This window comes from Acidimicrobiia bacterium, from assembly GCA_012959995.1.
GTDB lineage: Bacteria > Actinomycetota > Acidimicrobiia > Acidimicrobiales > MedAcidi-G1 > MedAcidi-G2B.
Map to the genome: position 1 here is coordinate 1 of DUCC01000028.1, position 12,942 is coordinate 12,942.

Here is a 12,942-nt window from a genome sequence, read left to right on the forward strand (position 1 = left end):
CCGGGCCTCTTCGCACACCGTTACCAAGTCTTGCTCGGCCATCAATGCTTTGAGCCGGCGATACTCCGGGCCCGTGTCTAACTTGACCTTCATCCAATCTGGCTTGCGCTCCACCGGCGGCGGTTCCCCCGGGCCTTCGCCACGGGTAAAGGCCGCCACATCAATAGGCCGGCCCGCCCACGCCACATCGGTTCGTTCCACCGGGCCATTAGCCCACAACGCAGTCGCTCGCTTGGCCACCAAGCCAGCCACTTGTTCCATGGTGGCCTCAATACCTTCAGCAGACAGAGAGGTCACCCCGTAATCGCTAATGCCACAGGGCACCATGCGCTCAAAAAAACTCATGTCTGGGTCTACATTTAAGGCAAACCCGTGCATGGACCGGCTCCGGCTAAGCCGCACCCCAATGGCGGCAATCTTTCTGGGGTTCTGGCCCGTTGGGTCTACCCACACCCCGGGGTAACCATCAAAACGGCCCACCTCGCTAAGCCCCAAATCTTGACACACCCCAATAATTAGGTCCTCCACGCTGCGCACATACGCCACCGGGTCGGCCATGGAGCCCTGGCCTTTGCCTTCGAGATGCAACAACGGGTAACCCACCAACTGGCCCGGGCCATGAAAAGTAATATCGCCGCCCCGGTCGGTGTGCACTAACTCGGCGCCCACTTCTTCCGGCGGCGCCAACAAATGCTCGGTGGTGGCCCTTCGCCCCAAGGTGTACACGGCATGGTGTTCCAACAACAACAAATAATCGTCGGCGCTGTGCGCTACCGCCCCGTGCTGTAAAGCCAAAGCATCGTTATAACGCACCCGGCCTAACCAGCGGATACGAAACGGCCGGTCAGTGCCCATCTTTAAAACTCTGACTGCCAATCATGGGTTTCGATGACCTTACGCAAATGTGCCAAACCAGCCGCTGCGTATGCCCCATCAAAAGCCCGGTGATCCCACGCCATAGCCAACACACCCACCGAATGAATGACAATGGTTTCGTTGCCGGCAGCATCTAAGGCCACCACTGGTTTACGGCTCACCCCATCGGTCGACAAAATGGCCACCTGCGGTTGGTTGATAATAGGAAACTGCATCAACGTGCCGTACTGCCCCGGGTTAGTAATGGTAAACGTGCCCCCCGCCAAATCGTCAGCGGTGAGCTTGCGGTCTCGGGCCCGGCCTGCCACCTCAACTACCGACCGAGCCGCCTCAGCCAGGCTCAACCCCGCTACTTTTCGAATAACCGGCGCCACCAAGCCCTCAAAGTTGAGGTCTACGGCAATAGCCAAATTGATTTCGCTATGCACCACCAACTCGCCGTCACCCACCGTGGCGTTTAAGCGAGGAAACTCCGCCAAAGTCAACGCCAAGGCCCGAATAATAAACGGCAAATAGGTCAGGCTGGAACCCTCAGATGCCTTCCAGGCTGCCCGATGCGCTTGACGCACCTGCTCAACGTTTTCAAAATCAACTTCCATAGCGGTCAACACATGCGGAGAAATCGCTTTAGACCCCACCATGTGACGAGCGGTAGCCCGACGAATACCATTAAAGGGCTCGGTGGTCGACGGGTGGTCACGTACGTATTTTTCAACATCGCTCCGGGTTACCCGACCGCCCATGCCGGTGCCGGCAATTTTGGTTGAGTCCACCCCGTGTTCTTCAACCAAACGGCGCACCAGAGGCGACAAAAACTTGGCCGTTCTTGCTGCAGGTTTGGCAGGTGCAGGCGGCGTTTCTGGTATCGCTTTCGTGGGCGCTGGTGCTTGTTGGGCCGGTTCTGTCGTTTTCGGAGTCGCAGTCGTCGGAGCCGGGCCCTCACCCTCGTAACGGGCAATCACCGCCCCCACGCTCACCGTGGCACCTTCACCAGCCACAATCTCTGTCAACACCCCAGCGAATGGCGACGGCACCTCGGAATCCACCTTGTCGGTCGACACCTCATACAAAGTTTCATTAAGCGCAACCGGCTCACCCGCCAACTTGAACCAACGGGTAATGGTGCCCTCGGTAACCGTTTCACCTAATTGAGGAAGCAATAAATCAGTCATAGTAAATCACCCGTGTAGCCCGCGGCCCGTAAGCGAAAGCACTGTTTCACCAAACAACTCGCTCATCGTGGGGTGCGGTTGAATAAATGCCGCCACCTCATCGACCGAAGCCTCCCAATTGACCGCCAAATACGCCTGGCCCAACTGCTCAGTCACCCAAGGGCCCACCATGTGCACACCAAGAATCTGACCGGCCCGACCATCGGCATCCTTTTTGGCAATCACCTTGACCAAACCATCGGTTTCACCCAAAATCATGGCCCGACCATTACCCATAAACCGATGCGATGACACCACTATCTCATGGCCGGCCGCTACCGCCGCCTCTTCGGTAAGGCCCGCAAATGCCACCTCCGGGTGGGTGTAAATACACCACGGCACAGTCGTCGGGTTGAGCGGCACCGGGTTTTCGCCCAACAAATGTTTCACCGCATTCATGCCCTCAGCAAAACCAACATGAGCCAACTGTGGCGTATTAACAACGTCACCCACCGCATAGACCCCCGGTTCGCCGGTCAACAAGGCTTCGTTGACCTCGATAAAACCACGATCGTCCACCACCACCCGGGTACCTACCAAACCCGCCGCATCACCGTTAGGGCGCCGACCAACCGCCACCACTACCAAATCAACCTCTGCGGTTTCGTCTTCGCCAAAAGCCACCGTGGTTGTGGCACCGGTTGGCGCATGACCATTAACCGACACCCCAGCGTGCACCTTGATCTTGTGTTTTTTAAACGACCGGCGCACCGTCTTAGCCACCTCCGCATCGCAGCCCGGGAGAATCTCTGGCGCAGCTTCGAGTAAAGTCACCTGAGCACCCACATCGTTCAGAAACGAAGCAAATTCGCAGCCAATAGCCCCGCCGCCAATAACCGCCACCCGCTCAGGCACAGTATTGAGCGACAACAACTCGTCGCTGGTCACCACCAACTGGCCATCAATGGCAAAACCCGGGATAGTGCGCGGGCTCGAACCCGTAGCCAAAATAATGTGATCAGCGGTCAACGTGGCAGGCTCTGGGCCATCAACAATAACCGTGTGATCCACCCCCAACGTGCCCCGGCCGTTGTAAACAGTGACCCCCCGGCCCGCCAACAGGCCGGTCAAACCTTTAAAAAGGTTGTCAATAACTTTTTGTTTGCGCTCTTGGCTGATGGCCAAATCAATCATCGGCTCCCCGGCCGAAACACCAAAAGTGGCGGCGTGTTTAACGGTACGCACCACGGCGGCGGTTTCTAAAAGTTCTTTAGCGGGAATGCACCCCACGTGCAGACAGGTACCGCCAATACGATTCTCTTCGACCAAACCCACATCTAAGCCAGCGGCAGCCCCATAAAGCGCCGCCGCATACCCCGCCGGACCCCCACCAATAACCACCAGTTGATGCGATGCTGTCATACCCTGACTCTACCGCGGCGAAGGCCAGCGGCGAACCAAAATCAGGTAGCTACCAGCACCTGCAAAGCGAAGGCCACCAATAAAGCCATGCCGCACAATAAGGCGGAAAGAATTAGTAGGCGGGTGCTCACCCTGTTGACGATAACCGGCATACAGTCAAGGTATGCGCTTAACTCTCATTGCCCCGATCTTGGCCGCAATCTTGTTAGCCACCGGTTGCAGCAGTACCAAAGAAACCGCCCCCGCCGCTACCGCAGCGCCCACCACCGCCGCACCAGAAACCAGCCCAGCCTCAGCCCTCGACACGGTGCCTGAGGCTCTGCAATTCACCTCTACCTTGGTAGACGGCACCGCCTTTGATGCCGCCACTTTGGCCGGCGGCGACGTGCTGTTTTGGTTTTGGGCTCCCACCTGACCGGTTTGTAAAGCAGAATCCCCGACGGTCGCCGGGGCCAGCACAGCAATAGAAAACCTCACCATTGTCGGGGTATCTAGCGGGATCAACGACTCGGACTCCATCGACGAAGCCATCAACGAATGGGGGCTAACCAACCTCATCAACCTGGCCGACTTTGACGGCACGGTATGGAAACGCTTTGATATATTCGCCCAACCCGCCGCCGTGTTTGTTAACACCAAAGGCGAAATAACCCTCCACATGGGGCCGCTCTTTGGCGACGATTTTTACCAGTTCGTAGAAGACCACCGGGCTTAGCCTTTCCTTGGAGCCAACGGCTCCGCCGAGTTTGTAGAAAAACACCACACCTGACCTATTCTGTCCCCATGCGAATGCTTGGACTTTTCTTCATAGGACTCTGCCTATTCACCAGTTGCAGCAACCGCCACGCCACCATCATCGCCAGAAGCGGCATCACCACAACCATGCCGGTAGCAACCTCACAAACTGTCGTTTCATCGATGACCATCGCCATTCCAGAAAAGGCTGTAGACCTCACTGGGTTATCCTCAGTAACGGTGATCATTGAAGACAACTCGTTCTCTGAGCGAATCATCGTAGTATCGCCCGGAACCGTAATCACCTGGGTCAACGAAGGTCGCAACACCCATAACGTGACCCCAGCAGCCAAAAACCTTGAACCTGGGTGGTTTCCTCCACTAAATGAAGACCTCCTCTTTCCTCAAGGAAGCGCCACCCTCACCTTTGATGAACTCGGGGCTTACCCCTACTACTGCACTTTCCACGGCACAGCCACACGCGGGCAAACCGGGCAGGTCATTGTTCGAAACAACTGAATTTGACCGCTATCTCACCTTATGGGTAAACTCCGAGCATGCGTAAAATACCAGCACTAACCATTTTTCTCGTGATCAGCTTGATAGCGAGCTCATGCGGAGGGAGCGAAACCACCTCGGTCGCCCCCACCACAACAGCCATAACCACCACGGAAGCGCCCACCACCGAAGCACCCACCACTACCGCAGTTCCCACCACGGAAGCGCCCACTACCACCGAAGCACCCACTACTACCGCAGCCCCCACCACCATCCCTCTCCCTGACGCTCTACGTGTACCCAACGATTACGCCACCATTCAAGACGCAGTGGATGCCGCTCAACCCGGAGACCTCATCCTTATTTCACCAGGCACTTATCACGAAGCAGTAATCGTTGAAACTGATGACTTAGTCATTCGCGGCCTCAACCGAAACGAAGTAATCATCGACGGCCAACACGAACGGCCCAACGGCTTCATCGTCTTTTCAAACGGAGTGGCCATAGAAAACCTGACGGTGCATTCCCATACCTCAAATGGTGTGTTTTTCACCGGCGATTACGGCAGCGACATCATCCTTGATGGCTATCGGGCCTCCTACGTCACGGCATACAACAACGGTCTCTACGGCATCTACGCCTTTAACGCCCAAAATGGACTCCTAGAAAATAGTTACGGCAGCGGACACCCAGACTCAGCCTTTTACATCGGACAATGTCAACCCTGCAATGCCGTCATAAACAATGTCATCAGCGAAAACAACGCCCTTGGCTACTCTGGCACCAACGCCAGCGACAACCTCATCATCGCCAACTCAATATTTCGCTTCAACCGTTTAGGCATGGTTCCAAATACTCTTGATTCCGAGGAGTTAGCCCCCCAAGGAAACATCACCATCGTGGGAAACATCGTGACCCAAAATGGTAACGAAGATACGCCACGCAGAAGCGAAGACTGGGATATCGGATTCGGCGGTGGCATCGTGATCGCCGGAGGAAGCGGCAACTTAGTGACCCGCAACTTAGTAACCGACAATTCCTTCGGCGGAATCGCCCTCTCGCTTTTCTTTGACGAAAACCTCTGGTTAGCCGAAAATAACACTGTTAAAGACAACGTAGTAACCGGCAACCCGACCGACTTAATCATGATCGTGCTCGGCCTAGAAGACGGGACCTACGACCCATCTGGCAACTGCTTCGAAGGGAACACTTTCGCCACATCAGCGCCAATCGACATTGAGACTTACGCCACCTGCGATGGAACTGCTACCAACACCACTGATGCAGGGGCCCCAAACCTTGAAGGCCCATTCGCCACCGTAGATCACACCGCCATGCCCGCACCCGAAGCGCAACCCACCATGCCTGACGCCGACTCCGCCCCCGGCGTAGCCGCCAACAGCGGGCCACCAGAAATGGACATCGATGCCATCGCTCTTCCTAGTAGCGAGTGACCCGTTTTCTCTGGCTTCTTACCCTGCTCGGTTTAACCATTGGACTATGGCTACTCATTGACCGACCAAGCACCCCGCAACTGGTCACCGAGCCGCCAGAACTGTTGCTCCGCAGTGGCGGCCAAGGCACCACCATGTCAAATAACCAGCGAGCATTTAGCCTCTCTAACCGGGCCATGGGGCTTCCCGAACGCATACGCTTCGCTGCTGGCGACGAGCCCTTTGAACACGTTTTCACCAGCACCGACGGCTTAGGCGACCCCAACAACGGCAATAGTTGCCTCGGCTGCCACATCAACAACGGGCGCTCCGTGCCCGCCGACGGGCAAGTAACCGCTCCCGGCGTGATCTTGTTGATCAACATGGGCATAGACGCCGAGGGGCAACAAATTCCTCACCCAGAGGTAGGACTCCAACTTCAAGACCGCGGCCAACAAGCCGAAGGCACACTTACCGTCAACTGGGAAGAAACCTCTGGAACCTTCCCCGACGGGACCCCCTACTCGTTGCGCTCCCCTCTCGTAGTAGTTGACGGAGTTGATCTCGGCGATGCTTTCACCTCACTGCGCGTCGCACCACCAGTATTTGGCGGCGGGCTCTTAGAGTCCATTCCGTCAACCGAACTAGAAAGTGGGGCCGACCCACAAGATAAAAACCAAGATGGCATTTCTGGCCGAACGGCCCAAACAGATACCGGCATAGGACGTTTCGGATGGAAAGCCCAACGGCCCACCATTGCAACTTTTACCCAAGGAGCCTTTGAAGCAGACTTCAACTTGGATTTTGACTTAGCTGCCGAACATTTTGGCAATGACTTTTTGGAAGACACCGCTTTTTACACTTCTACCGTGGCTGTGCCTGCCCTGCGCCAACGAACCGACCCTAAGGTTCTCACGGGCGCCGCATGGTTTGTACAAGTGGGGTGCGCTTCATGCCACAATACCACTCCGTGGGAAACCGGAGAAAATCCCGTTCAAGCACTAGCCAACCAAACCATCGTTCCTTTCACCGACCTTTTGCTTCACGACATGGGCGACAAACTGGCCGACGGGCTGGCTCAAGGAAACGCCGCCGGAAACGAATGGAGGACTCCGCCTCTTTGGGGCATCGGGTTAACCGGTGTGGTCGGCCACGAACATTACCTTCACGACGGGAGGGCTCGCACGCCAGAAGAAGCCATTTTGTGGCATGGTGGCGAAGCACAAGTTGCCCGGGACACCTACATGTCGCTCGCTGCTTCAGATCGAGCATTAGTGCTTCGTTTTCTCGCTGCCCTCTGACCCAACTGACCGGCACCGCCGCTAACCGGTTATCCTTGACTCGGTCCGCCCCCGAGTAAGAAAACGCTATGTCACCCAAAACCCTGAGCCAAAAAGTCTGGGAACACCACGTCGTACACGCCGCCGACGACCAACCCGACCTGTTGTTTATCGACCTCCACCTGGTGCACGAAGTCACCTCACCGCAAGCCTTCGACGGGCTCCGTATGGCCGGGCGCCCCGTAAAACGCCCTGACCTGACCGTGGCCACCGAAGACCACAACGTGCCCACCGAAAACATTGACCAACCCATTGCCGACCCAGTAAGCCGCATACAAATCGAGACCCTGCGGGCCAACTGCGAAGAATTCGACGTACCACTGTTTCCCATGGGCGACCCCGGCCAAGGCGTGGTACACATCATCGGTCCCGAAAAAGGCCTCACCCTGCCCGGCATGACCGTGGTCTGCGGCGACAGCCACACCAGCACCCACGGAGCCTTCGGGGCACTCGCTTTCGGCATCGGCACCAGCGAAGTCGAACACGTGTTGGCTACCCAAACCCTGCCCCAACAACGCCCCGGCACCCTAGCGGTCACCGTCAACGGCACCCTGCCCGAAGGCAGCACCGCCAAAGACGTCATCTTGGCCATCATTGGTCGCCTGGGCACCGGCGGCGGCATCGGCTCCATTATTGAATATCGCGGCGAGGTCATAAAAAACCTCACCATGGAAGGCCGCATGACGGTGTGCAACATGTCTATTGAGGCCGGCGCCCGAGCTGGCATGATTGCCCCCGACCAAACCACCTTCGACTACCTCAAAGGCCGCCCCCACGCACCAAAAGGCGCCGACTGGGACGCCGCCCTTGCCGACTGGAAAACCCTCGCCACCGATGAAGGCGCCGAATTCGACAAAGAAATCGTGCTCAACGGTGCCGACATCACCCCGCATGTTTCTTGGGGAACCAACCCCGGCCAAGTAGCCCCCATCACCGACCCCGTGCCCGACCCCAGCGATTTTGCCGACCCCGGCGAACGCGAAGCCGCCGAACGTGCCCTGGACTACATGGGTCTCACGGCCGGCACCCCCATGAAAGACGTACCAGTAGACACCGTGTTCATTGGTTCATGCACCAACGGTCGCATCGAAGACCTCCGAGCAGTGGCCGCCGTAGTCCAAGGCCGGCAAGTAGCTAACGGAATGCGCACTTTGATTGTGCCCGGCTCCTTCGCCGTTAAAGCCCAAGCCGAAGCAGAAGGCCTACCAGAAATCTTTACCGCCGCCGGATTCGACTGGCGCGAACCCGGATGCTCCATGTGCTTGGCCATGAACCCGGACAAGCTAGTAGCCGGCGAACGCTGCGCCAGCACCTCCAACCGTAACTTTGAAGGCCGCCAAGGACGAGGCGGGCGCACCCACCTCGTCTCCCCCGCCGTGGCCGCCGCCACGGCCATTGCCGGCACCTTCGCTACCCCCGCCGACCTTCCGCCAGTAGTTGGAAACTAAGGAGCATCATGGAAGCCGTACACATAGTTTCTGGAACCGCCGTACCCCTGCGCCGCTCCGACGTAGACACCGACCAAATCATTCCCTCCGACTGGCTCAAACGAGTAGAACGCACCGGTTTTGACAAAGGCTTGTTCTCCGAATGGCGCGACGACCGCAACTTTGTGCTCAACAACGAACAATACGCCGACGCACAAATCTTGGTAGCCGGGCCAAACTTTGGCACCGGGTCGTCACGCGAGCACGCCGTGTGGGCCATACAGCAATACGGATTCAACGCCGTAGTTTCGCCACGCTTCGCCGACATTTTTCGCAACAACTGCACCAAAAATGGCCTGGTACCCGTACAAGTTTCAGACGAAACAGGACAGCAACTCCTTGACGCCATCGAAGCCAACCCAGAACTCGTCATCACCATCGACGTAACCAACCTGACCCTTGAAGCACCCGAAGCCGGCATTACCTGCAACTTCCCGTTGGATGCCGCCACCCAAGAACGATTCCTCCAAGGACTCGACGACATTAGTATCAGCATGCGCTCCGCCGAGGACATCAAAAACTTTGCCGCCACCCGGCCAGCATGGATGCCCACCACCACTGCTTAAAATAATTTCTTTTTTCGGGAACCAAACCCGAAGCCCCGGTCGTCATAACTGACAGACCCTCAACAGTGGAGCAACCATGCGTCGAATTCTGTCCCTCTTCTTACTAACCGCCTTAACCGCTGCAGCTTGCGGCGATGGAACCACCAACGGCGTATCCGGACTGCCTGACCCGACCAGCAGCACCGTAGCCAGCATCAACCTTGATGACGTGGTGTTCGCCTCAGCGTTGATCCCCTTCACGGCCTGTGACGACATGTTGACCTACCTGCAAACCGAAGCCTCGAGCCGTGTAGGGGCTTACGGACTGGGTGGCGGCGGCTACTACGGGCCGGGCATTTTGGAAATAGACTTGATGAGCCGAGATAGCGGGTTCGGCAACGAAGCCACCTCCGCCTTGGCGCCCGCCATGACCTTTGCCGCTTCAGAAGGCGACAGCACCCCCCAACAGGGCGTTGATTTCTCCGGCACCAATGTGCAAGAACTCGGCATAGATGAACCCGACCTCATCAAAACCGACGGCCAACGCATTTTGGTAGTCAGCGGAAACACCTTGCATTACATCGATGTCAGCGGTTCTGAAGCAGCGCTCACCGACAGCATCACCCTAGACGGCCACTGGAGCAACAATATTTTGTTCTCCGACAACCGGGCCTTCGTGTTGGCCTCTACCGAAGCTGGCGAAGGCTCCGTAAACTCAGCGGCCACTTCTCGACTTTTGGGCCCCGATATGTACTGGAAAGCCCTCACCAGCGTCATCGAAATCGACCTCAGCGACCCCCACAACCTGGCCGTAACCAGCACCATGACCGTTGAAGGAAACTACGTCAGCGCCCGAGTAATCAACGGCGTAGCTCGAGTAGTTATCACCACCGGCATGAACCAACTGCCTTTCGTCTACCCGCAAAACGAGGCCGGCGAAGAAAACGCTAAAAAATTCAACCAAGAAATCATCACCAGCACGGTCATCGAAGACTGGCTACCAAGCTACGTGCTCGAAACAAGCGACGGAGCCATTTCTGATGGCCTTCTCTCCGAATGCTCCAACGTGCACCACCCCAGCGAATTCGCCGGGTTCTCTACCCTCAACGTGCTCACCGTAGACCTCGGAGCCGCCCTGGTCGCTCCCTCCTCGACCACTATATTGGCCGACGGGCAAACCGTTTACGCCGGAGGCACCAACTTGTACGTAGCCACCACCAGCTACGTAGACCCCATCCTTTTCGAAAACAGCAACGACACCTTCTGGCAAGAACTAGAAGAAAACTACGCCACCTCCATCCACCAATTCGATGTATCTGACACCGCAGCCACCACATACTTGGCCTCGGGCAGCGTTGAAGGCAACCTCCTCAACCAGTTCTCCATGTCAGAACACAACGGCCACCTGCGAGTCGCCACCACCAAAGGTAGTCCTTGGCGGGGGTTCAGCGAAGACAGCGAATCCATGGTCACCGTGCTACAACGTGACGAAGCCGAACTCAAAACCGTCGGCCAAGTAGGCGACATGGGCGCCGGCGAGCGCATCTACTCCGTGCGTTTCGTAGGCGACGTGGGCTACGTGGTGACCTTTCGCCAAACCGACCCCTTTTACACTGTTGACTTAAGCGACCCCACCAATCCAGTAGTACGCGGCGAACTCAAAATAAACGGCTACAGCGGCTACCTGCACCCCCTCGATAACGGCCTGGTGCTCGGCATCGGCCAAGAAGCCACCGACACCGGACAAACCACCGGCACCAAAGTCACCCTGTTTGACGCAAACGACCTGGATAACCCGGTAGCGCTCGACACCTGGACCACCGAAGGCGGCAACTCCAGCGTGGAATGGGATCACCGAGCCTTCCTCTGGTGGGGGCCAGAGAACTTAGCTCTCCTCCCCTTCAACGACTGGTCCACCAGTTACTCCGGTGCAGCAGCCCTGCACATTGTTGACGGCACCATCACCGAAGTGGGGCGCATAGACCACGACGACGAACCCGGCGAAACCCCGGTCGATCCACCGTGCCCGGTCATTGACGAGGATCTACTCAACTTTGACCGACCAGAATGGATGAGCGATCAAGAACTCACCATCATGGTGTGCGACAGTTACGACATTGACTTTGGCGGCCAAGAGTGCGAGATAATCTCTGCCGAAGAGGCCGCCATGTACGGCGAAGAATACGGAATCTCCAGTGACTTGACCCTGCTTGGTGATAGCACCATCGCCATTTGCTGGCCCAGCAACTACGACTGGATGCCCACTATCGAACGCAGCCTGATCATCGGCGACCAACTCTGGACCTACAGCATGGACCGTCTCCAAGCCAACGACCTGGCCACCCTAAACCGCCAACAAGTCGTCAAGCTCTAACCCAACCCGTGACGTGGGGCCTGTCCCCACGTCACGGGTAGACGGGCAAAGCAAGCGGCGCCCCTACACGCTCATTTGCCGCGATGACCGATTGACCGGGTTAAATGCAGACGTTTTCTGGAGCCCAAGCCCCAAAACCGCCAATGAGATCTGAAACATCGGCAAATCCCTCTGCCCGCAGCATGGAAGCCACCACCGACGAACGGTACCCACCAGCGCAATACACCACCGTCGGAAGATTCGGATCCAACTCGCCGAACTGTCCACGCACCGTCGCCACTGGCATATTTAACGCACCCTCGATAGCACCCGCCGTGCCACACTCCCCCGGGCCACGCACGTCAACCAACTGCACCCGATCATCTTCTGCCAAGCGGTCAGCCAACTGCTCAGCGGTCAATCGTGAAGCCACCGCAGCACCTCCCGGGTTGGCTTCCATCACCGCATAAGGAGCCTCCACATGACCCAACACCCGGTCAAAACCAATACGAGCCAAACGGTTCTTGGCCTCCAATTCGGCACCCGGCTCGACCACCACCACAATGTCAACATCTACCGGCACGATCGACCCCGCAAACTCGGCGTAACGACCGTTGAGCCCTACATTGATTGAACCCTCCAAATAGCCACGAGCAAAATCTTCCGGGTCACGGCCATCAAGTAACACCGCACCAGCGTCCATGGCCGCCTGGGCTTCTTCCCAAGTCATAGCCACCGTGGGCTGCGCTTCATCCAACAACTCATGGTCGCTTTTGTTCAAGCCAGCGTCATACAAAAAATAGCCGGGAGCTGTCGGCTGCCCCTCGGTCACCAACTCAATAAACGTTTCTTTATCTGGTGCCTTGATGGCGTAATTCGTACGTCGCTGTTCACCAATAGTTGACCACGTATCGGTGGACAAATTCTTGCCACAAGCCGACCCCGCCCCATGGCCCGGAAACACCTTGGTGGCGTCCGGCAACACCATAAGTTGCTCATGCAAACTGTCATAGAGTTGGCTGGCCAAATCATCCTGAGCGAAACCCACCGAGCTCAACAAATCTGGTCGACCCACATCGCCGATAAACAGCGTGTCGCCGGT

At 57.2% G+C, this 12,942-nt stretch carries 12 protein-coding genes; 7 read left to right on the top strand and 5 right to left on the bottom strand.

Annotation, left to right across the window (positions count from 1 at the left end; genetic code table 11):
• The 3 genes from lipB to lpdA all read right to left on the bottom strand — a co-directional run.
• Positions 1-855: lipoyl(octanoyl) transferase LipB (gene lipB, locus EYQ49_08080; protein ID HIG25830.1), on the bottom strand; the 855-nt coding region annotated here is incomplete at its 3' end.
• 2 nt (positions 856-857) lie between these two features.
• The gene (locus EYQ49_08085) at positions 858-2,048 is read right to left on the bottom strand and encodes a 2-oxo acid dehydrogenase subunit E2 (GenBank protein ID HIG25831.1); all 1,191 of its coding nucleotides are present in this window, start codon (positions 2,046-2,048) and stop codon (positions 858-860) included.
• A 6-nt stretch (positions 2,049-2,054) separates the two neighbouring features.
• Positions 2,055-3,449: a dihydrolipoyl dehydrogenase gene (gene lpdA / locus EYQ49_08090; protein HIG25832.1), complete on the bottom strand. Its 1,395-nt coding sequence runs from the start codon at positions 3,447-3,449 to the stop codon at positions 2,055-2,057.
• Between the two features lie 163 nt (positions 3,450-3,612).
• Between lpdA and EYQ49_08095 the strand changes: the two genes are divergently transcribed.
• Positions 3,613-3,864 carry a hypothetical protein gene (locus EYQ49_08095; protein ID HIG25833.1) on the top strand — a complete coding sequence of 84 codons (252 nt, stop codon included), beginning with the start codon at positions 3,613-3,615 and terminating at the stop codon, positions 3,862-3,864.
• Between the two features lie 129 nt (positions 3,865-3,993).
• Here the strand turns inward: EYQ49_08095 and EYQ49_08100 are convergent, their stop codons facing one another.
• Positions 3,994-4,212, bottom strand: coding sequence for a hypothetical protein (locus EYQ49_08100; protein ID HIG25834.1), 219 nt, complete (start codon positions 4,210-4,212; stop codon positions 3,994-3,996).
• A 20-nt stretch (positions 4,213-4,232) separates the two neighbouring features.
• Between EYQ49_08100 and EYQ49_08105 the strand changes: the two genes are divergently transcribed.
• The 6 genes from EYQ49_08105 to EYQ49_08130 all read left to right on the top strand — a co-directional run bounded on the left by EYQ49_08105 (position 4,233) and on the right by EYQ49_08130 (position 11,861).
• Positions 4,233-4,703, top strand: coding sequence for a hypothetical protein (locus EYQ49_08105; protein ID HIG25835.1), 471 nt, complete (start codon positions 4,233-4,235; stop codon positions 4,701-4,703).
• Positions 4,704-4,741: 38 nt separating this feature from the next.
• Positions 4,742-6,136: a hypothetical protein gene (locus EYQ49_08110; protein ID HIG25836.1), complete on the top strand. Its 1,395-nt coding sequence runs from the start codon at positions 4,742-4,744 to the stop codon at positions 6,134-6,136.
• Complete coding sequence (locus tag EYQ49_08115) at positions 6,133-7,416, top strand: thiol oxidoreductase (protein ID HIG25837.1); 1,284 nt, start codon at positions 6,133-6,135, stop codon at positions 7,414-7,416. The genes EYQ49_08110 and EYQ49_08115 overlap by 4 nt, the downstream gene beginning before the upstream one ends.
• 68 nt (positions 7,417-7,484) lie before the next feature.
• Positions 7,485-8,903 (top strand): 3-isopropylmalate dehydratase large subunit, encoded by a 1,419-nt coding sequence (gene leuC, locus EYQ49_08120; protein ID HIG25838.1) that lies wholly within the window; start codon positions 7,485-7,487, stop codon positions 8,901-8,903.
• Positions 8,904-8,911: 8 nt separating this feature from the next.
• The gene (leuD, locus tag EYQ49_08125; GenBank protein HIG25839.1) at positions 8,912-9,508 is read left to right on the top strand and encodes a 3-isopropylmalate dehydratase small subunit; all 597 of its coding nucleotides are present in this window, start codon (positions 8,912-8,914) and stop codon (positions 9,506-9,508) included.
• Between the two features lie 76 nt (positions 9,509-9,584).
• Positions 9,585-11,861: a hypothetical protein gene (locus tag EYQ49_08130; GenBank protein HIG25840.1), complete on the top strand. Its 2,277-nt coding sequence runs from the start codon at positions 9,585-9,587 to the stop codon at positions 11,859-11,861.
• Positions 11,862-11,961: 100 nt separating this feature from the next.
• On the opposite strand, the gene EYQ49_08135 is transcribed toward EYQ49_08130, so the two are convergent.
• On the bottom strand, positions 11,962-12,942 hold a 981-nt coding region (locus tag EYQ49_08135; GenBank protein HIG25841.1), incomplete at its 5' end, for an MBL fold metallo-hydrolase.

Bases quoted from the DNA above. Each gene is read 5' to 3' on its own strand.
- EYQ49_08085 (HIG25831.1), bottom strand. From the start codon at position 2,048: ATGACTGATTTATTGCTTCCTCAATTAGGTGAAACGGTTACCGAGGGC.
- lpdA (HIG25832.1), bottom strand. From the start codon at position 3,449: ATGACAGCATCGCATCAACTGGTGGTTATTGGTGGGGGTCCGGCGGGG.
- EYQ49_08095 (HIG25833.1), top strand. From the start codon at position 3,613: ATGCGCTTAACTCTCATTGCCCCGATCTTGGCCGCAATCTTGTTAGCC.
- EYQ49_08105 (HIG25835.1), top strand. From the start codon at position 4,233: ATGCGAATGCTTGGACTTTTCTTCATAGGACTCTGCCTATTCACCAGT.
- EYQ49_08110 (HIG25836.1), top strand. From the start codon at position 4,742: ATGCGTAAAATACCAGCACTAACCATTTTTCTCGTGATCAGCTTGATA.
- leuC (HIG25838.1), top strand. From the start codon at position 7,485: ATGTCACCCAAAACCCTGAGCCAAAAAGTCTGGGAACACCACGTCGTA.
- leuD (HIG25839.1), top strand. From the start codon at position 8,912: ATGGAAGCCGTACACATAGTTTCTGGAACCGCCGTACCCCTGCGCCGC.
- EYQ49_08130 (HIG25840.1), top strand. From the start codon at position 9,585: ATGCGTCGAATTCTGTCCCTCTTCTTACTAACCGCCTTAACCGCTGCA.